15 protein-coding genes and 1 riboswitch are annotated in these 18617 nt (G+C 64.7%); of the genes, 5 read left to right on the top strand and 10 right to left on the bottom strand.

The genetic code is table 11. The features are described 5' to 3' along the window. Window positions 1–71 precede the first annotated feature (71 nt). The gene (locus ACIGJG_RS19285) at window positions 72–497 is read left to right on the top strand and encodes a phasin family protein (RefSeq protein WP_011299855.1); all 426 of its coding nucleotides are present in this window, start codon (window positions 72–74) and stop codon (window positions 495–497) included. A gap of 113 nt (window positions 498–610) precedes the next feature. Here the strand turns inward: ACIGJG_RS19285 and ACIGJG_RS19280 are convergent, their stop codons facing one another. Both ACIGJG_RS19280 and ACIGJG_RS19275 read right to left on the bottom strand, forming a co-directional pair. Then, window positions 611–1387 (bottom strand): 3-hydroxybutyrate dehydrogenase, encoded by a 777-nt coding sequence (locus ACIGJG_RS19280; protein ID WP_011299854.1) that lies wholly within the window; start codon window positions 1385–1387, stop codon window positions 611–613. A 50-nt stretch (window positions 1388–1437) separates the two neighbouring features. Then, a complete protein-coding gene (locus ACIGJG_RS19275) occupies window positions 1438–2829 on the bottom strand; it encodes a GntP family permease (protein ID WP_140949381.1) in 1392 nt (463 codons plus the stop codon). 288 nt (window positions 2830–3117) lie between these two features. On the opposite strand from ACIGJG_RS19275, the gene ACIGJG_RS19270 reads away from it, so the two are divergent. Continuing rightward, complete coding sequence (locus ACIGJG_RS19270) at window positions 3118–4629, top strand: sigma-54 interaction domain-containing protein (RefSeq protein ID WP_011299852.1); 1512 nt, start codon at window positions 3118–3120, stop codon at window positions 4627–4629. Between the two features lie 6 nt (window positions 4630–4635). Here the strand turns inward: ACIGJG_RS19270 and ACIGJG_RS19265 are convergent, their stop codons facing one another. The 3 genes from ACIGJG_RS19265 to gdhA all read right to left on the bottom strand — a co-directional run bounded on the left by ACIGJG_RS19265 (window position 4636) and on the right by gdhA (window position 9441). Then, a complete protein-coding gene (locus ACIGJG_RS19265) occupies window positions 4636–5886 on the bottom strand; it encodes a D-amino acid dehydrogenase (protein ID WP_483673757.1) in 1251 nt (416 codons plus the stop codon). Window positions 5887–6028: 142 nt separating this feature from the next. Further along, a riboswitch (glycine riboswitch) is annotated at window positions 6029–6128 on the bottom strand. Between the two features lie 187 nt (window positions 6129–6315). Further along, a complete protein-coding gene (locus ACIGJG_RS19260) occupies window positions 6316–7185 on the bottom strand; it encodes a methyl-accepting chemotaxis protein (RefSeq protein WP_258234482.1) in 870 nt (289 codons plus the stop codon). A 912-nt stretch (window positions 7186–8097) separates the two neighbouring features. Next, the gene (gdhA, locus tag ACIGJG_RS19255) at window positions 8098–9441 is read right to left on the bottom strand and encodes an NADP-specific glutamate dehydrogenase (RefSeq protein ID WP_011299849.1); all 1344 of its coding nucleotides are present in this window, start codon (window positions 9439–9441) and stop codon (window positions 8098–8100) included. Between the two features lie 420 nt (window positions 9442–9861). Here gdhA and ACIGJG_RS19250 point away from each other — a divergent pair, with 420 nt between their 5' ends. After that, entirely contained in the window at window positions 9862–10761 is a 900-nt protein-coding gene (locus ACIGJG_RS19250) for a fimbrial protein (protein WP_224002474.1), read from the top strand. A 23-nt stretch (window positions 10762–10784) separates the two neighbouring features. Here the strand turns inward: ACIGJG_RS19250 and ACIGJG_RS19245 are convergent, their stop codons facing one another. From ACIGJG_RS19245 to ACIGJG_RS19230, 4 genes are all read right to left on the bottom strand, one after another. Next, window positions 10785–11540 (bottom strand): DeoR/GlpR family DNA-binding transcription regulator, encoded by a 756-nt coding sequence (locus ACIGJG_RS19245; protein WP_011299847.1) that lies wholly within the window; start codon window positions 11538–11540, stop codon window positions 10785–10787. 89 nt (window positions 11541–11629) lie between these two features. After that, on the bottom strand, window positions 11630–13093 hold the full coding sequence (gene phnY / locus ACIGJG_RS19240; RefSeq protein WP_011299846.1) for a phosphonoacetaldehyde dehydrogenase: 1464 nt from the start codon (window positions 13091–13093) through the stop codon (window positions 11630–11632). A 36-nt stretch (window positions 13094–13129) separates the two neighbouring features. After that, a complete protein-coding gene (gene phnA, locus ACIGJG_RS19235) occupies window positions 13130–14410 on the bottom strand; it encodes a phosphonoacetate hydrolase (RefSeq protein ID WP_483674024.1) in 1281 nt (426 codons plus the stop codon). Window positions 14411–14481: 71 nt separating this feature from the next. Further along, entirely contained in the window at window positions 14482–15180 is a 699-nt protein-coding gene (locus tag ACIGJG_RS19230; RefSeq protein ID WP_220630461.1) for a phosphonate utilization associated transcriptional regulator, read from the bottom strand. A 341-nt stretch (window positions 15181–15521) separates the two neighbouring features. On the opposite strand from ACIGJG_RS19230, the gene ACIGJG_RS19225 reads away from it, so the two are divergent. Both ACIGJG_RS19225 and ACIGJG_RS19220 read left to right on the top strand, forming a co-directional pair. Beyond that, window positions 15522–16658, top strand: coding sequence for a 2-aminoethylphosphonate--pyruvate transaminase (locus ACIGJG_RS19225; RefSeq protein ID WP_220630462.1), 1137 nt, complete (start codon window positions 15522–15524; stop codon window positions 16656–16658). A gap of 79 nt (window positions 16659–16737) precedes the next feature. Next, window positions 16738–17589, top strand: a complete 852-nt coding sequence (locus ACIGJG_RS19220; protein ID WP_220630463.1) for an EamA family transporter — start codon at window positions 16738–16740, stop codon at window positions 17587–17589. Window positions 17590–17604: 15 nt separating this feature from the next. Here the strand turns inward: ACIGJG_RS19220 and ACIGJG_RS19215 are convergent, their stop codons facing one another. Beyond that, window positions 17605–18609, bottom strand: a complete 1005-nt coding sequence (locus tag ACIGJG_RS19215) for a Bug family tripartite tricarboxylate transporter substrate binding protein (protein ID WP_220630464.1) — start codon at window positions 18607–18609, stop codon at window positions 17605–17607. Window positions 18610–18617 lie beyond the last annotated feature (8 nt).

Genomic DNA, 18617 nt, shown 5'->3' with positions numbered 1-18617 from the left:
CACCTAGAGTATTCACAGACATGCTGCATGCACCGCCACGCCGATTCCCCCTGATGACAAGGAGCGACCGCATGACTACCCCTCCCAACCCCTTCGCGGATTTCACCAAGATGTTTGAGCAATTCAAGCTTCCGGGCATGGACATGAGCGCCGTGATGGAAGCGCGGCGCAAGGATATCGAGGCGCTCGGCGAGGCCAACAAGCTCGCCTATGAAGGCATGCAGGCGCTGATACAGAAGCAGACCGAGATCTTCGGCGAGGCCATGCAGCAGATCCAGTCCGCCGCGCAGCAGATGAGCACCGGCTCCAATCCGGTCGAGGCCATGGCGCAGCAGAACGAGTTCGTGCAGAAAGCCCTGCACCAGGCGCTGGAGAATATGCGCGAGCTGGCCGAGATGGCCCGCAAGTCGCAGGCCGATGCGATGGCTGTGATCGGCAACCGCGCACAGCAGAATTTGCAGGAAGCGGGAGCGCTGCTCAAGCCGAAGTCAAGCTGAGCGCACAACGCTCAGGGCGACCGTTCAGGTCAGCGAAAAGCCGGCTGTGTCCGCCGGCTTTTCGCGTTTGTGGACATGGATGTGGTGTGGAAGTCGTTTCCGGCCGGGGGCGATTACTGCGCCGTCCAACCTCCGTCAGCCACCCATGTGGCACCTCGTACTTCGGCCGCCAGCGGCGAACACAACATCAGCGCCAGCCCGCCCAATTGCTCGGGCGTGACGAACTGGCCCGAGGGCTGCTTCTCGCCGAGCAGGCGCGCGCGAGCCGCATCGATAGCAATCCCCTCGCGAGCGGCGAGATCGTCGATCTGCTTCTGCACCAGGGGCGTCAGCACGAACCCCGGGCAGATCGCGTTGCAGGTCACGCGGGTGCCCGCCGTCTCCAGCGCGGTGACCTTGGTCAATCCGACGAGTCCATGCTTGGCAGCCACATAGGCCGACTTTCCGGCCGAGCCGACCAGCCCGTGCACCGAAGCGATATTGATGATGCGGCCCCAGTTGCGCGCCCGCATGCCGGGCAGCACGTGACGCGTGGTGTGAAAGCCCGAGCTCAGGTTGATGGCGATGATGTCGTCCCACTTCTGCGCATCGAAGCTTTCGATCGGCGATACGTGCTGGATGCCGGCGTTGTTGACGAGGATATCCAGCGCGCCGAAACGCTCGTTGGCCATGGCGATCATTGCGCCGATCTCGTCGGCCTTGCGCATGTCGGCCGGGTGGTGCACGACCTGTGCGCCCGTAGCGCCAATGGTGTCAAGCGCGGCATCGACGTCGCCGAAGCCGTTGAGCACGATATTGGCGCCCGCCTCGGCCAGTGCCCGGGCGACGCCCAGGCCAATGCCGCTCGTGGAACCGGTCACGAGCGCGGTCTTTCCGTTCAGGGTATTCATGGCAATGCGGATTCAGGAATTGCGGGAAACGTTGGAAACGTTCGGAACGGTCAGACCAGGCCGGTCATGTAGTAGACCAGGATGACGAAGAACACCGCCAGCGTCTTGATCATCGTGACGGCGAAGATGTCGCGATACGAGTCGCGGTGGGTAAGGCCGGTCACGGCCAGCAGCGTGATCACCGCGCCGTTGTGCGGCAGCGTGTCCATGCCGCCGCTCGCCATCGACACCACGCGGTGCAGCACCTCCATCGGAATGCCCGCCGCCTGCGCGCCCTGGATGAACGTGTCGCCCATGGCTGCAAGCGCAATGCTCATGCCACCCGACGCCGAGCCGGTGATGCCGGCCAGCGCGCTCACCGAAACCGCAGCATTGACGAGCGGGTTGGGAATGCTGTGCAGCGCATCGCCCACCACCAGGAAACCCGGCAGCGCCGCGATCACACCCCCGAAGCCATATTCCGAAGCTGTGTTCATGGCCGCCAGCAGCGCACCGCCCACCGCGGCCTTGCTGCCTTCGGCAAAGCGCTGGCGCACGGTGCCGAACGCGGTCACGACCACGAGCAGGATGCCCAGCAGCAGCGCGCCTTCCACGGCCCAGATCGCGACCACCGAGGCGACCGGGACGGTTACCGGCTTGGCCAGTCCGGGCAGTTCCAGACCAGCGGTCGTGCCGTACCACTGCGGGATCATGCGCGTCAGCACGAAGTTGGACACGCCGACCAGCACCAGCGGCGCGATGGCCAGCAGCGGGTTCGGAAGCTGGGCCGTCTCGATCGGTTCCGGCTCGTTCAGCAGCGACGTGCCATAGCCTTCGCCCTTCGCCATGGCGGCGCGACGGCGCCATTCCAGGTAGCTCAGGCCCACCACGATGATGAACAGCGCACCGGCTACGCCCAGCACAGGCGCCGCCCAGGCGGTGGTCTTGAAGAACGTGGTCGGGATGATGTTCTGGATCTGCGGCGTACCGGGCAGCGAATCCATCGTGAACGAGAACGCGCCCAGCGCGATCGCGCCCGGCATCAGCCGTTTAGGGATATTGCTCTGGCGGTAAAGCTCCGCCGCGAACGGATAGACCGCGAACACGACCACGAACAGCGACACGCCGCCATAGGTCAGCAGCGCGCACACGGCGACGATCACCGCGTTTGCGCGCGAGCTGCCGATGTAGCGGATCGCGGCCGCTACGATCGAGCGCGAGTAGCCCGACAGCTCGATGACCTTGCCGAACACGGCGCCGAGCAGGAACACCGGGAAATACAGCTTCACGAAACCGACCATCTTCTCCATGAAGATGCCTGTAAAGGCTGGCGCCACGGCCGACGGGTCGGTCAGCAGCACGGCGCCAAGGGCGGCCAGCGGGGCAAACAGGATGACGCTGTAGCCGCGGTAGGCGGCAAGCATCAGGAAGGCTAGAGCAGCAACGACGATCACAAAGGACATGAAGTCTCCGCGAGGATTGTTCTTGGTCTGGGGGAAATATAGGTGCCGGCGCGTGAGCGCGCCCGGTCACTTACATCTGTTGCAGAACACACGGCCAACGCCGCGTTCTTGCGAGCGGGGAGACATTGCACGGAACATGCCAACAATATAAGTGCTCTATAAGTATCTTATCGTCGAATTTAACCCCAGTCTACCTGGGGACGTCTTAATTCGGAGACACGAGCGCAAACCCATGCACCATACGCGCTCGATTGTGAGACTATCTGTCTCCAAATCGAGAATAATCAAATGGAAACACTCAGTGACGCAGGAGACAACGTGCTGGGCAACTACGACTCCGTGGCGCGCCGCGCGATGGAATCGCTGTTCCGCACGTTCGAGAATTTCAGCGAGGGCACGATCGTCGTCGACGTCAACGGCCGCGTCGTGTGGATCAACAAGCGTTATGCGGCGCGCTTCGGCTTTGCCGATCCGCAGGAAGCGGTCGGCCTCGATTGCGAGCGGGTGATTCCCAACAGCCTGATGCGCGAGGTGGTGGACACCGGCAAGCCGATCCTGCTCGACATCATGGAGGCCGGGCGCGAGCCGATGATCGTGATGCGGCTGCCGATCAAGGACGACGACGGCAATACCGTGGGCGCAGTGGGCTTCGCGCTATTCGACGAACTCAAGGCGCTGACGCCACTGCTGTCGCACTACACGCGGGCCCGCGACGAACTGGCCGCCACGCGCCGCACGCTGGAGCAGACGCGCCGCGCCAAGTACACCTTCGCGAGCTTCGTCGGCAACTCGCCCGCGACGCTGGAGGTCAAGCGCCTGGCGCGCCGGGCCGCGCAGGTCGATGCACCGGTGCTGCTGCTCGGCGAGACTGGCACGGGCAAGGAACTGCTCGCGCATGCTATCCATGCCGGGTCATTGCGTGCCGACCGTCCGCTGGTCACCGTCAACGTCGCGGCAATTCCGGAAGCGCTGCTCGAAGTAGAGTTCTTCGGCGCCGCGCCGGGCGCCTACACCGGCGCGGAACGCAAGGGACGCGTCGGCAAGTTCGAGCTGGCCGATGGCGGCACGCTGTTTCTCGACGAGATCGGCGACATGCCGCTTGCGCTGCAGAGCAAACTGCTGCGCGCGTTGCAGGACAAGGAGATCGAGCCGATCGGCTCGAACCGCATCATCCGCTCGGATGTGCGCATCATTGCCGCGACCTCGGCCGACCTGCCTGCGCTGGTGGAAGCCGGCAAGTTCCGTGCGGACCTCTACTACCGGCTCAATGTCGTGCCGATCTGCCTGCCGCCGCTGCGCCAGCGCCAGGCGGACCTGCTGCCGCTCGCCTACGCGATCCTCGAAGAAATCTGCCGGCGCACGGAGCGCGACGCGCCCGTGCTGTCCGACTGTGCGCTGAGCCTCATGGGCGAACACGACTGGCCGGGCAATGTGCGCGAACTGCGCAACACGCTGGAGCGCCTGGTGATGCTGCACGATGGCGGCGCCGTCGATGCATCGATGCTGGCCCCGCTGCTCGGCCGGCGAGCCGTGACGGCGCCGGCTGCCGTGGCCGCTTCGGCGCCATCCCCCGACGCGATGACCGCTACAGAGCCGGTGCTGCCCGCGGATCCACCCGCCTACGCGGACGCCATGGCGCAATACGAGGCCGCCTACCTGTCACAAGCGCTGGCTGCAAGCGGAAGCAATGTGCCGCGTGCGGCCAGGGCCATCGGCATCAGCCGCGCCGCGTTCTACAAGAAGCTCGTGGCGCACCGCGCGGCCGGGCGCATCGCACCGGCCGGCACGGCGGAGTCCTGAGCGCGGTCAGTGGACGGGATGGCTTGTTGCGATGGTCTGGCCGATCATCGTCGCCGTCGCGGCCGACAGCGTCCAGCCCAGATGGCCGTGCCCTGTGTTGTAGAAGACCCTGGCAGCACGGCCACGCGCAACACGCGGCATCATGTCCGGCATCATCGGCCGCAGCCCTGCCCAGGGTACCGCGCGCGAGGTTTCGATATCGAAATTGCGCCGCACCCACGACACCAGCGGCGCGATGCGATCGGCGCGGATATCGCGATTGTGGCCGTTGAATTCCGCCGTGCCCGCCACGCGGAAGCGGTCGGCACCGAGCCGGCTGGTCACGATCTTGGCGCTTTCGTCGAGCAAACTCACGTACGGCGCATTGTTCACGCTGCGCACGTCATCGAGATGCACGGTGATCGAGTAGCCCTTGACCGGATACACGTTTAGCCGATCCCCCAGCATGGCAGCGATATGGCGACTGCCCACGCCAGCGCACACCACGACTGCCGTCCCCTTGATCTCGCGCTCGCCGCCATCCTGACCTGCGGCTACGGCGGCTTCCGACGCCGCCACGCGCATCACCACGCCATCGGAGCGCTGGTCCACGGCCTTCACATTGACGCCGTGCACGAACGTCACGCCGAGCCGCTCGCAAGCACGGGCCAGGCCGCGCGTGAACTTGTGGATATCACCGGTGGAATCGGACGGCGTGTAGTAGCCGCCGTAGTAGCTGCCCTGCAGCGTGGGCTCGATGGTGCGAATCTCTTCCGGCGTGACGGCGTAGCGTTCCAGCCCGCCCTCCATCAGCATCCGGTTGGTGCGGCCCGCGGCTTCGAAGCTCGGGCGGTCGTGATAGAAGTGCAGGATGCCGCGGCGCTCAAGATTGAAATCGATCTGCTCGCGCTCGGCCATTGCGAACAGGTGCTCGCGCGCGGCAATGGCCAGCCGCGTGGTTTCGATCGTGTTGGCGCGATAGCCGCGCAGGTGCCCGACGAATTCGCCGAGCCACGAATACTTGTGCCACGATGGACGCGGATTCAGCAGCAGCGGCGCATCGCGCTTCATCATCCATTTCAGGCCCTTGAGCAGCGTGCCGGCGTTGTTCCAGACCTCGGCATTGCAGGCGGAAAGCTGTCCGCCGTTGGCGAAAGACGTTTCCATCGCCGGATAGTCTTGGCGGTCCAGTACGGTGACGCGATAGCCGAGTTTCGCGAGGGTATAGGCGGTCGTGACGCCGGTAATGCCGGCGCCGATGACGAGCATGTGAGACATGACAGATTGTCCTGAAGCAAGGATAAATTTGACCGTTGCCGGTCCCCTGCCCCATCTGTCCGCGGTACCTGAGAGCTTGGACATGGCCAGGCCATGCCGTCCCCTTCGGTGGGCGCAAAGCGCCTCTCTCCAGATCTGTACTTGCGACGCCACAGTCCTGTGTGCCTGAGAGTTTCCGGGGCGGTTGCTCCGTCGGCGCCGGACGCGCCTGGCGGCGTTCCGGTCTCTCCTGCGAGGTCGCACGGTGCCGGAGGGTGTCCGATACCGCTATTTCTGGCAGGCCGTGAGCCCACCGAAAGGGGAATGATAGCCTGAAGGTTGGGGTGACGAGAGTCGGGTTATCCCCCACGCAAGGGGGATATTGCGGTCTAGACGACCTGGCGATCAACCCCGTGCGGGATGCGCCACGCTGCTGAGGACACGCTGGGCCTAAACCAGCCGGAAGACCTCCAGGGCTCCGGTCAGTTGCGTAGTCTGCGCCTGCTGGCGTTGAGCCGCGACGGCAGTTTCCGTGACGTGCGCGCTGTTTTCGGTCATGGCACGGTCAATGGCGTTAATGTCGACGCCAATGCGATCCGTATCGGCACGTTGATGTTCGGCCATACGGGCCAACTCCTCGACCAGTGCTGACAGTTTTGCAATACTGTCCACCACCTCGGTCATCGTACCGCCAGCGGTAGCAACCAGATCGGCGCCCTCATGTGCGTGATTCACTGACGCGGCGATCAGCGCGCGAATTTCCTTCGCTGCACCGGCACTGCGCTGGGCCAACGTACGGACTTCCCCCGCCACCACGGCAAAGCCGCGGCCGAGTTCCCCAGCTCGGGCTGCTTCCACCGATGCATTGAGTGCGAGCAAGTTGGTCTGGAAAGCAATGCCGTCGATCACGCCCACGATTTCAGCGATACGAGCGGACGAATCATTGATCTCCCCCATCGTGTAGATAACCGAGTCAACGACTGCGCCGCCACGCGTGGCGACATTGCTCGCAGCATTCGCCAGCGTGCGTGCCGCCGCGGCACTGTCGGCGGCGGCATGAGCGAGTCGCGTCAGGTCAGTTACCCCTTCGGCAATGCGTTCCACAGCCTGCTGCTGATCACGCGTACGCTGCGAGAGCGCCGTATTACCGTCCAGAATATGCGCGGCTGCGGCGTCCAGTTCGCGAGCGCTGTCGCGAACCTGGACCAGCGTGCCACGTACCGCATCCAGCGTGTCGCCAAACGTGCGGGCGATTTTGTTGCGAGCAGGTGCCTCCTGAGGAGACAGAGTCAGACACCCCGATTCGCTACTGATCGTCATGGCCAGGGACGCAAGCTCTTCCGCAGCCATGGCGTCGCGCCCCATGCGCCAGGCCAGACTCGCCAGCATGGCGGTCTGCGCCACGACGAAAGCGGCGTGCAACACGACCATGCCGAGTCCAGGTTCTGTAAAACAGACCGGCCCCCAACCCCACGCCTGCAGATAGTTGAATGACAGATGGTGCAAGGCGATTGTCACGGCGCCCACGAGAATGGGCCGGAAGTCGCGATATGCCAACAGTACGGAGAGCAGCACGAACACCGAGAAATGAAACTCCGTGCGGCCCATGGACTGGTGGATCTGCAATGCCGAAAACGCCATGAGCACCGCGCCCGCCATGAGACGCGTGGGCAGACGCCCTGGTGCGGCGAGAGCAGTCAGCGTGAATGCCACTGCCAGTGGCAAGCCCACCGTAAACGTTACACCCATGGTGCCGTAGTACCAGCCGATGGCGAGAGACACGGCCACCAGCCCCCAGATGATGGCCAACATCATGCGGTCGGCACGGCGATAGATGCGATCCAGCGGCTGCGCCTGCATCAGGCTCGTCCCTGGCGTATAGCGCGATTCGTGTTGCGAAAAGATGTTTGTGCTGCCCGCCATATCGTCTCCGCGACCGGGAATAACCCGGGGAATAATCGGCAATACGCAGCAACACCCCTTTCACTGTCTGCCTTTGTGCGCGGTCTGGATGCCGCTCGATTTCCCATCGACAATAACGGAAGTCTGACGGCGAAACTGTTACCCTGACGAGGGGTGTCGCGCAGACGCCATGGCATGACATCCGCCTCTACACCTTGGAGCTGCCTGCCTCTTGTCGCTCGGACAAGAAGCAGGTCGCGGGCTACACCGGCGAAACAGCGGTGTATGCCGGGCACGGCATCCCGGCAACACACTCCGCAGTCACAGCCGTCAAATCACCCCTTGCGCCAACATCGCATCCGCCACCTTCACAAAGCCAGCGATATTCGCCCCTTCGACATAGTTGACGTACCCGCCATCCTTCTGCCCATGGTGAATGCAGTTCTGGTGGATGTCCTTCATGATCGCGTGCAACTTCTCGTCGACCTCGGCATGGTGCCAGGACAGGCGCATGGCATTCTGCGACATTTCCAGACCTGAGGTCGCCACGCCACCGGCATTGCTGGCCTTGCCGGGTGCGTAGAGGATTTTCGCGTCGACGAAGCGGTCCACGGCTTCGAGCGTCGAGGGCATGTTCGCACCTTCGGCCACGCAGATCACGCCGTTGCCAAGCAGGGTCTCGGCGTCGTTGCCATCGAGTTCGTTCTGCGTTGCGCAAGGCAGCGCTACGTCGGCAGGCACATGCCACGGCGTGCGGCCGGCTTCGAACTTCATGCCATGGCGTGCGGCAAAGTCGGACAGTCGACCACGCTCTTCGTTCTTGAACGCCATCACTTCGGCCAGTTGCTCTGTGGTCATCCCCTCCGGGTAGTGCAGCACGCCGCCGGAGTCGGTCAGCGTCAGCACCTTGGCACCCAGTTCGATGGCCTTCTCGGCTGCGTACTGCGCCACGTTGCCCGAGCCGGATAGCAGCACGCGCAGGCCGTCGAAGTCCATGCCACGGCGGTGGAGCATTTCCTGGGCGAAGTACACGGTGCCGTAGCCCGTGGCTTCGGGGCGCATCAGGCTGCCGCCGAACGCCAGGCCCTTGCCGGTGAACACGCAGGCCGACTGGTTCGACAGCTTCTTCATCATACCGGCCATGAAGCCGACCTCGCGCGCGCCCACGCCGATGTCGCCGGCGGGGATGTCGGTGTCCGGCCCCAGGTGGCGGTACAGCTCGGTGACCAGCGCCTGGCAGAAGCGCATCACTTCAGCGTCCGACTTGCCCTTCGGGTCGAAATCCGAACCGCCCTTGCCACCTCCCATCGGCAGCGTGGTCAGTGCGTTCTTGAAGGTCTGTTCGAAACCGAGGAACTTGAGCACCGACAGGTTCACCGTCGGGTGGAAACGCATGCCGCCCTTGTACGGGCCGATGGCCGAGCTGTGCTGCACGCGGAACGCGCGGTTGACCTGCACGCGGTTCTGGTCGTCGGTCCACGCCACGCGGAACTGGATCACACGCTCGGGCTCGACCAGGCGTTCGAGCAGGGCCTGATCGGCGTAGCGCGGGTGACGCTCGACAAACGGCCAGAGCGTCATCATGACTTCCTTCACGGCCTGCAGAAATTCAGGTTGGCCGGGGTCGCGCCGGGCGACGCCGGCAAGGAATGCGTCGAGGGAGGGAGAATTCACGGGATGTCTCTGCTGTGCTGGAAAAGGCGGCCGCGCCGGATACGTGCCGGGCTGCGTACCGTGAGAATGGCGGCGACCCGTGGAAAACCCTGGGCGGCACCATTGTCAATACATTATGGTTGGGCATCGAATGTATCAACAAGGTGTCACTTTACCATTTCGTGACGATTTCCCGACAGTCAAAACTGCAATGACCGGGGTGAAGGCGCTGCAGGAATCACTTGAATGGAAGCAGCCATTTCAACGTTCGGCGATGTCGGCCGGGCCAGGGGTCGCCTAGAGTGGCGGGTTCTTTCGCGCACGCCTGCTCTGAAAAATCCCATGATCGACGCTTTGAAAAGCACAGCCCTGCTGACCCTGCTGCCTGCCAGTCTGCTTTGTTCCGGCCCAGCCCGGGCGGCCTGCACCTCAACACCCGGAATGCCTTACCTGCAGGCCATCGATACCATTGCCGCGGAATCGAACCTTGCGGTTGGCGCGACCATCCCCGGCACGGCAAGGCACTACACGCTGACCGGCAAGTGCGACTATGGTGAGCCGTACCAGGTGCCGGGAGCCGTGATCGTCGCGTGCTACTACGGTTCCGGCAAGGAAGTCATGCCCGGCGTGTATTCCACCGGCGTTTCCGGCCTGGGGATCCGACTGCGCAACGCCGCGGGCGAGCCCATGCTGAATGCGGCCGGACGCAGCTGCGATACCCGCGGCGCTTCGCTCGGGACGCTCAACGCGGACATGACCTATTCAGTCTCGGTCTCGACAGAATTCGTCAAGACCGGATCGATTGCCGCCGGGGCGCTGGACCCGTCCCAGACGCGCTTCGGCTTTGGCGTGTATCACGGAAACGGCCTCGGCGGCACATCTAACTACATCGGATTCAGCGGCATGCTGCAGGTCCGCCAGATCGCCTGCAATGCCACGTATCCTGCTGCCGTGCGGCTACCGAGGGTCAAGGCTTCGACGCTGGCATCGGCCGGTGCCACCGCAGGCGCAACGCCGTTCGCCATCGTGCTGAACTGCAATGGCACTGCGCGCGTTGGCGTGAGTTTCGATGCCGCCGGCGGCTCGACCGTCAAGTCGGCACAGGCCGGCGTGCTCGGCCCGGCCAACGAAGGCGCGCCCGGCGCCGCCGGCGGCGTCGGCGTGCAACTTACCGATGCGCGCACCAACCCCGTGCCGCTGCAGCAAAGCAATCCGGTCGGCACCATCGACGCCAATGCACCGGCCACCTACGCCTACGCGTTGAGATACTTCGCACTGGCCCCGCATGCGAAGCCTGGCGTGGTCAGTGGCGCAATGACATTCACGTTTGATTACCAGTAGCCCCGCGGGCTTGCCCGCGGGGGTCAGGCAATCAGCAGTTTCGGCCCCGCCTGCCGCAGCGCTTCGGCCAGCGGCGGCTCGGGTGCCATATCGGTGATCAGCCACGCGGCCTGATCGAAGTGCCGGATGTTCACGCCCGTGTTGCGGCCGAACTTCGTATAGTCGGCCAGCACGCAGGCGACATCGGCGGCCAGCAGCATGCGGCTGCGCAGTTCCGCCGCACCACGCGAAAAGTCGCAGATTTCGCCGCGCGGCGTTACGCCGCCGATGCCGACAAAAGCAAAGTCGGTGTGATAGCGAGAGACCTGCTCGATGGTGTCCCACCCGTGGGTCGCGTCCTCGTTGTCCTGCAGTTCCCCGCCGAGCACGATTACGCGGTTGCCGTTGCGCCGGCCGAGCAGCAGCGCGATCGACAGGTCGTTGGTATAGACCAGCAGGTTGTGATGGCCTTGCAGCGCCTGCGCCACGGCGTGGGTAGTGGTGCCGTAGTCGAGGATCAGCGACGCGCCGTCCGGCACCAGCTCCGCCGCACGCTGGCCGATGGCGCGCTTGCCTTCGGCGTTGATCGCGGCACGGGTCTGGGTGTCGGGCTCGGTTCGGTTCGGCGCCAGCGCGCCACCATGGGTCAGCACCAGCAGGCCGCGTTCGGCCAATGCGTTGAGGTCGCGCCGTATGGTCTCGCGCGAGACGCCGAGTTCCGTGACCAGCGCGCTGATAGCCAGCGCACCGGTCGCGGCAAGCTGATTTAGGATGTGTTTCTGCCGCTGTTCGGCCAGCACAGTGGACTCCGGAAGGGACGGACAAGTGCGCCGATTCTAGCCGAAGGCCGCCAGGGTCCGGCCTTGCAGCCGCCCGGCAGCCGCCGCGCTCAGCCCCAGGGCAGCGTGACAGTCTTCAGGTTGGTGAAACTCTTGACCGCTTCCTGCACGCCTTCCTTGTAGCCAAGGCCCGAGTCCTTGATGCCGCCGAATGGCGTCAGCTCGATCCGGTAGCCCGGCACTTCCCACAGGTTGACGGTACCCACCTGCAGCGAATTGGCGATCTTGGTGAAATCGTCCATCCGGTTGGTGCAGACACCCGACGACAGCCCGAAGGCGGTGCCGTTGGAAATGCGGATGGCGTCATCCACGTCCCGGAACGTAATGATCGGCGACACCGGGCCGAAGGTTTCCTCGCGCACCACCGTCATCGAAGGATCAACACGGTCGAGCACGGTCGGCGAATAGCTCGCGCCGTTGCGTTTGTTGCCGATGAGCAGCCGTGCGCCCTGCGCCACGGCTTCGTTCACGCGGGCTTCGAACAGCTCCGCGGCCTGCGCATCGATCACGGTGCCCATGTCGACGCTGCGGTCCATCGGGTTGCCATAGCGCCACGCGCGAGTCTTCTCGACCACGAGTTCGGTGAAACGCGCGGCAACCGCCTCGTGCACAAGCATGCGCTTGACCGCCGTGCAGCGCTGGCCGGAGTTCTTGTAGGAGCCCTGCACGGCCAGGTCGGAGGCGCGGTCCAGGTCGGCGTCGTCGAGCACGATCAGTGGATCGTTGCCGCCCAGTTCCAGCACCACGCGCTTGTAGCCGGCCTTGTTCGCGATGTACTTGCCTATGGCCACGCCGCCGGTGAAAGTGATCAGGTCGACCAGCGGATGCGTGATGAGCTCGTCGGCGATCTCGCGCGGGTCGCCGGTGATCACCTGCAGCATCTGCGGCGGCAGGCCAGATTCATACAGCAGGTCAGCCAGGTAGTACGCCGACAGCGGCACCTTCTCCGACGGCTTGAGCACCATGCGGTTATTCGTCGCAATGGACGGCGCGACCTTGTGCGCGACTTGATTCATCGGGTGGTTGAACGGCGTGATGGCGCAGATCGCGCCCAGCAGCGGCTCGCGCTGCGTCATCACGCGGCGGCGCTTGCCGTGCGGCGTGAGGTCGCACGAGAACATCTGCCCGTCGTCGCGCAGCGTCTCGGTGGCGGCAAACCCGAGCACATCGGCCACGCGGCCGATTTCATAGATCGAGTCCTTTTTCGACAGGCCCGACTCCAGCGTGATCAGGTCCGAGGCTTCTTCCGTGCGCTCGCGCAGCAGCGCGGCGGCGCGGTTGAGGATCGCCGCGCGCTCGTAACGGGTCAGCGTCGAACGATAACCGTGCGCCACCTCATAGGCGCGCCGCACGTCTTCCACCGTGGCCTTGGGCACGGTGCCGACGAGTGTGCCGTCATACGGATTGCGCACTTCGATCACACGCTCGCGCACGACCTTCTGGCCATCGATGCGCAACGCTTCGGCGCGGAACTGGGGGCTGACAGCCTTGTCGGGAAACTGGGGGGCATTCATGGTCGGTCTCCGGATTGCGTTCACAGGATGGGCGGTTCAGTGCAGATGGTTCAGCGCCACATCGAAAATATCGAAATTGCGCAGCACGGCCTTGCCGGGAATGCCGGCCGTGGTGCGGTTGAACACCAGCGGTACCGTCTGCTCGGACACGCCGCCGTGCGAACGCAGCGGCGCATCGAGACCGGACAGGTCGTGCCGCGCGTGGCTCGTGCCGAGCACCACATGCTTCTCGCTGACCACGACGAGGTCGCCCACGCGGTCGGTCGGCAATTCGAAACGTGCGCACGCTTCGGCGTTGTCCATGACGTCTTCCACGCCGGGTAACCCGGCCAGTTGCGCGCGGATCGCCGCTGCGTCGACATCCTCGGGCAGGTAGATCGTCGCATAAGAACCCAGCGCGCCGTGGTGCACCACGTACGGATCGGTGATCGGCAGGATCACGCGGGCGCCGCCCGCTTCCACGCCGCGGCCGAGCCAGGCATCGAGCTGGTCCTGGAGGTAGATGACGTTGGGCGCCTTGGTCGCGTCGTCATGCTTGGCGTTCATGCCGTGGTCGGCCGTCAGCGCCACCACGCAGCCCAGCGCTTCGAGGCGCGCGAGGTACTTGTCCATCATCGCGTAGAACGCGTTGGCGCCGTCCGAGCCGGGCGCGAACTTGTGCTGGATGTAATCGGTCGTGGACAGGTACATCAGGTCCGGGCGGCGCGTTTCCATCAGGCGCACCCCGGCCGCAAAGACGAATTCCGATAGCTCCGCGCTGTAGACGTCCGGCACTGGCATGCCGACCAGTTCGAGCACGCCATCGATACCGTTCTCCTCGACCGTGGCCTGGTCCGCCTTCTCCGACGAAAAGCAGATACCGCGCATGCCGTGGCCCAGCAGGCGGCGCAGCTTGTCCTTGGCGGTGACCACGGCAACGCTGGCACCGGCATCGGCAAACGCGGCCAGGATGGTGCCGGCGCGCAGGTATTTCGGGTCGTTCATCATGACTTCCTCGCCCTTGCCGCCATTGGCAGTGCGGTCGAAGAAGTAGTTGCCGCAGATGCCATGCACGGCCGGCGGCGCGCCGCACACGATCGACAGGTTGTTCGGGTTGGTGAAGGTCGGCACCACGCACTTGCCTTGGAAGGCCGAGCCTTCAGCCAGCACGCGCTTCAGGTATGGCGCGCTGCCGCTGGCGGCCGCGGCTTGGAGATAGTCGTACTCGCAGCCGTCGACGCAGACCACGACGACGGGCTGCTGCATCCACTGGTAAGTGCGCTGGTTGACGGTAACGGTGACGGTGACGGTGCGGGGCAAGGCTTGGCTTTCAGGCATGACGACGATCAGTGCGGGACTTGGTTCGGTTTTCATGGCGCCGGGCAATGTACTGCCCCGGCGCGGCGTAATCAGGCGTTTGCCTGCGCGGGGGCCACGGCGGCATGCAGCCGGGCGCGGCCGCGCTCGACGTGCTCGCGCATGAGGCGTCCCGCCAGATCGGCATCGCGCGCGGCAATGGCGGAGACAATTTCACGGTGCTCGCGTGTCGAATCGGGCATGGCTGCGCTGTTGCCGGACAGTGCCTCGCGGCGGAACAACGCCAGTTCCTTGACGAGACGGCGGTAGGTATCGACGAGTTTGCCGTTGCCGGTCAGTTCGACCATGCGGTCATGGAAGCGCAGGTTCAGGCGCGTGTACGAATCCACGTCGCCGTCGGTACTGGCGCGGGCCAACCCTTCGATGAAGGCGCGCAATTCCCGCACGCCCTCGGCCGTAGCATGGGCCGCCAGCGCCCGGCCGACGTGCTCGTCCAGCACCGCGCGCAGTTCATAGATCTCGTCGGCTTCCTGCAGCGAGATGGCGCGTACGAACACGCCCCTGTTCTTCTCCATGCGCAGCAGGCCGGCCTGTTCCAGTGCCCGGAATGCCTCGCGCACCGGGCCGCGGGACACATTGAGCTGCCCCGCCACCTCGATCTCATTGAGCTTGGCCCCGGGGACAAGACCGCCGGACATGATCCGCGTCTCCAGTTCGCGCTGGACCAGCGTGGTCAGCGACTGGCTCTGCAGGATCGAGATTTCGCTCGCAAGCGGGGCTTGGATAGACATGAAGACTCCGGGTTCGGCGCTCGCGCCACGGCAGGTTTGCTGGCTGCGATTAAATCAAGCACCTTGTCTATTGTCAACAATCATCAGAAGGCGAAGAGGGAATCTGTCGCGGCGCTCGAATGTCGAAGCTCGGTTGTTTCACTTAAATTCAATAGGTTACGAAATAAATGTGCGTGAATATGTACTTTTTATAACAACACAAATTCACCACATTGACACAAAATGCCAACTACAATGCCACAGAACCGACTGCCAAAGCTTCGTCACGGACGCCCTGGCGGCATCGTCGGTCAGACACTGATCCGACAACCCTCTCTCCCTCCCAACACCAGGAGCCCGACATGATCCGCGGCAACGATCCGATCCTTCTCACCCCCGGCCCTCTCACCACATCGCTGGCCACCAAGCAGGCGATGCTGCGCGACTGGGGATCGTGGGACGCCGCCTTCAACGCCATCACAGGAAGCCTGTGCGAGGACCTGGTGCGCATCGTCCATGGCGAAGGCACGCACGTCTGCGTGCCGATGCAGGGCAGCGGCACCTTCTCCGTCGAAGCAGCCATTGCGAACGTGGTGCCGCGCGACGGCAAGATGCTGGTGCCGCAGAACGGCGCCTACTGCCAGCGCATTCTGAAGATCTGCAAGGTGCTGGGCCGCGCCCACGTGGAACTGCCGATTCCCGAGGACCGGCCCGCCACGGCGGCCGCGATCGAAGCGGCGCTCAAGAAGGACCCGTCGATCACGCACGTGGCGCAAGTCCACTGCGAGACCGGCGCGGGCGTGCTCAATCCGCTGCCCGAAATTGCGGCCGTGTGTGCGCGCCTGGGCAAGGGACTGATCGTCGATGCCATGAGTTCGTTCGGCGCGATCGAGATCGATGCGCGCACGATGCCATTCGACGCGCTGGTCGCGGCGACCGGCAAGTGCATCGAGGGCGTGCCGGGCATGGGTTTCGTGCTGGTGAAGAAGACCGTGCTGGAAGGCAGCCAGGGCAACAGCCATTCGCTGGCGCTGGACCTGTACGACCAGTACACCTACATGCAGAAGACCACCCAGTGGCGTTTCACGCCGCCCACGCACGTGGTCGCGGCCTTCCGCACGGCGCTGGACCAGTTCCTCGAGGAAGGCGGCCAGCCGGTGCGCGGCGAGCGCTACCGCCGCAACTATGAAACGCTGGTGCAAGGCATGGCGGTGCTGGGCTTCCGTCCGTTTCTGTCGCCCGATGTGCAGGCGCCGATCATCGTGACGTTTCACGCGCCCGCCGACGCCCGCTATGACTTCAGGACGTTCTATGAAAAAGTGCGCTCCCGCGGCTACATCCTGTACCCGGGCAAGCTGACGCAGGTGGAGACGTTCCGCGTCGGTTGCATCGGCGCGATCGACGACAACGAGATGCGCAATGTCGTCTCGGCGATCGGCGAGACGTTGCGCGAGATGGGCATCAGCATGCAGCCCGAAGGGCGGGTGCGGGCCGCCTGACCCCGTCTGTTTCCAGCCCACGCCCTTTCCCGCCAGCGGTGGAAGGGCTCACCCTGCCAGCGCCACCAAGACCATATTGATGCCCCTTCCCGCCGACTTCCACGGCATGGCGTTCGCAGCCGTCATGCTGTCCGCGCTGATGCATGCTTCCTGGAATGCCATCATCAAGGTCGGTGGCGACCGGCTTTCGTCGATGGCGCTGATCGACACGTTCTGCCTGCTCGCGGCGGCGCCGTTGCTGTTTTTCGTGCCGTTGCCGGCGCCGCAGGTATGGCCGTTCCTGATGGCCACAGTGGCACTGGAGGTGGGATACAAGCTCTCGCTGGTGGCCGCCTACAACCGCGGCGATTTCAGCCAGGCCTATCCGCTGATGCGCGGTTCGGCACCGATGATGGTGGCAATCATCCTGCTGCTGACCGGCAGCGAACGCCTGGGGCCCGGCGGCTATGCCGGCATCGCGCTGATCTGCTGCGGGTTGGTCAGCCTGGTGCGCTGGCGCCAGCAGGCGCCTGACCTGCTTGGCTTTGCGTTGCTGGCGGGCGCGTGCCTGGCCGGCGGCACAGTCATCGACGGCACTGCCGTCAAGCGCTACGGCGAGGTCTTCACCTACATCGTCTGGCTGCAGGCGCTGTCGCACATTTTCATGCCGTCCTACGCCTTTGCCCGGCGCGGACAGGCGCTGGTGACGCTGCTGCGCAGCGAATGGAAGCGCGCGTGGATCGGGGGCATCAACCGCGTGGGCTCGTACGCGCTGATGCTTTGGGCGATGACGCTGGCGCCGGTGGCCAAGCTCGCCGCGCTGCGCGAATCGAGCGTCATCTTCGCCGCGCTGCTTGGCCACTTCCTGCTGCGCGAGCCATTCGACCGACGCCGGCTTGCCGCCACGGCGCTGGTCCTGGCAGGGATCATCACGCTGCAGCTCGCGCGCTAGCGCCTCAGCCGCGCCTTATTCGATGGTGATCTTGCCCTGCTCGATCACCGTCTTCCAGCGCTTGAGTTCCTGGTTCTCGAACTGTGCGAACTGCTCCGGCGTATTGCCCACGACCTCGAAGCCGTTCTCGGCCAGCTTGTCACGCATCTTCGGCTCGTTAAGTGCACCGACCAGTGCGCCGTGAAGTCGGCTCTTCACGTCAGCCGGCAGGCCGCGCGGGGCCGCCACGCCTTGCCAGGAATAGACCTCCACATCCTTCACGCCACCTTCGGCCATGGTCGGCACGTTCGGCAGCACCGCGGCGCGCTTGTCTGAAGTCACCGCGAGCGCGCGCAACTTGCCGCTGCGGATGTGCTGCAGCACCGCGTTGATGTTCTGGAACGACACGTCGACCTGCCCGGCCAGGAGGTCGGAGATGGCCGGCGCACCGCCCTTGTAGGGCACGTGCAGACCTTCGGTGGCACTCTTCTGCCAGAACAGCGCGGCAGTCAGATGATCCGACGAACCGGCACCCGAGGTCGCGAAACTGACCTTGCCGGGGTTCTTCTTCATGTAGCTGACCAGCTCCTGCAGCGTCTTGGCCGGGAAGTTAGGGTTGGCGACCAGCACATTGGGCGCACGCACGGCCACGGTGAGCAGGTCGAAGTCCTTGGCCGGGTCATAGCCGAGGTTCTTCTGCAGGAACGGATTGACGGCATAGACGCCGATCGAGGCGACCATCATCGTGTAGCCGTCCGCCGGCGCGCGCTTGACGAAGGTCGCGCCGATCGCACCCGTGGCGCCGGGGCGGTTGTCGATGACGAAGGGCTGGCCGAGCTTTTCGTTGAGCGGCACGGCGAGCATGCGCGCGATCGTGTCGGTGGAGCCGCCGGCCGGGAACGGCACGACTACCGATACGGGCTTCTGTGGCCAGGCCGGGCTGGCGGCCGTTGCGGTGCCGCCAGCGACGGCCATGGCTACCGCAGCCAGGGCAATGCCCGCGCCCGCACAGCGGCGCAGCAGCGTGGAAAGTTTGATCATGGTTGTCT

The sequence above is a fragment of the Cupriavidus sp. C1SS-2L genome (assembly GCF_057073735.1).
Note: the sequence above shows the minus strand (reverse complement) of the source record. Positions and strands in the feature narration are given on the sequence as shown.

Excerpts from the sequence above, each read along its gene's own strand:
- ACIGJG_RS19285 (WP_011299855.1), top strand. The coding sequence starts at position 72 with ATGACTACCCCTCCCAACCCCTTCGCGGATTTCACCAAGATGTTTGAG.
- ACIGJG_RS19280 (WP_011299854.1), bottom strand. The coding sequence starts at position 1,387 with ATGAATACCCTGAACGGAAAGACCGCGCTCGTGACCGGTTCCACGAGC.
- ACIGJG_RS19275 (WP_140949381.1), bottom strand. The coding sequence starts at position 2,829 with ATGTCCTTTGTGATCGTCGTTGCTGCTCTAGCCTTCCTGATGCTTGCC.
- ACIGJG_RS19270 (WP_011299852.1), top strand. The coding sequence starts at position 3,118 with ATGGAAACACTCAGTGACGCAGGAGACAACGTGCTGGGCAACTACGAC.
- ACIGJG_RS19265 (WP_483673757.1), bottom strand. The coding sequence starts at position 5,886 with ATGTCTCACATGCTCGTCATCGGCGCCGGCATTACCGGCGTCACGACC.
- ACIGJG_RS19260 (WP_258234482.1), bottom strand. The coding sequence starts at position 7,185 with ATGACGATCAGTAGCGAATCGGGGTGTCTGACTCTGTCTCCTCAGGAG.
- ACIGJG_RS19250 (WP_224002474.1), top strand. The coding sequence starts at position 9,862 with ATGCCTTACCTGCAGGCCATCGATACCATTGCCGCGGAATCGAACCTT.
- phnY (WP_011299846.1), bottom strand. The coding sequence starts at position 13,093 with ATGAATGCCCCCCAGTTTCCCGACAAGGCTGTCAGCCCCCAGTTCCGC.
- phnA (WP_483674024.1), bottom strand. The coding sequence starts at position 14,410 with ATGCCTGAAAGCCAAGCCTTGCCCCGCACCGTCACCGTCACCGTTACC.
- ACIGJG_RS19230 (WP_220630461.1), bottom strand. The coding sequence starts at position 15,180 with ATGTCTATCCAAGCCCCGCTTGCGAGCGAAATCTCGATCCTGCAGAGC.
- ACIGJG_RS19225 (WP_220630462.1), top strand. The coding sequence starts at position 15,522 with ATGATCCGCGGCAACGATCCGATCCTTCTCACCCCCGGCCCTCTCACC.
- ACIGJG_RS19220 (WP_220630463.1), top strand. The coding sequence starts at position 16,738 with ATGCCCCTTCCCGCCGACTTCCACGGCATGGCGTTCGCAGCCGTCATG.
- ACIGJG_RS19215 (WP_220630464.1), bottom strand. The coding sequence starts at position 18,609 with ATGATCAAACTTTCCACGCTGCTGCGCCGCTGTGCGGGCGCGGGCATT.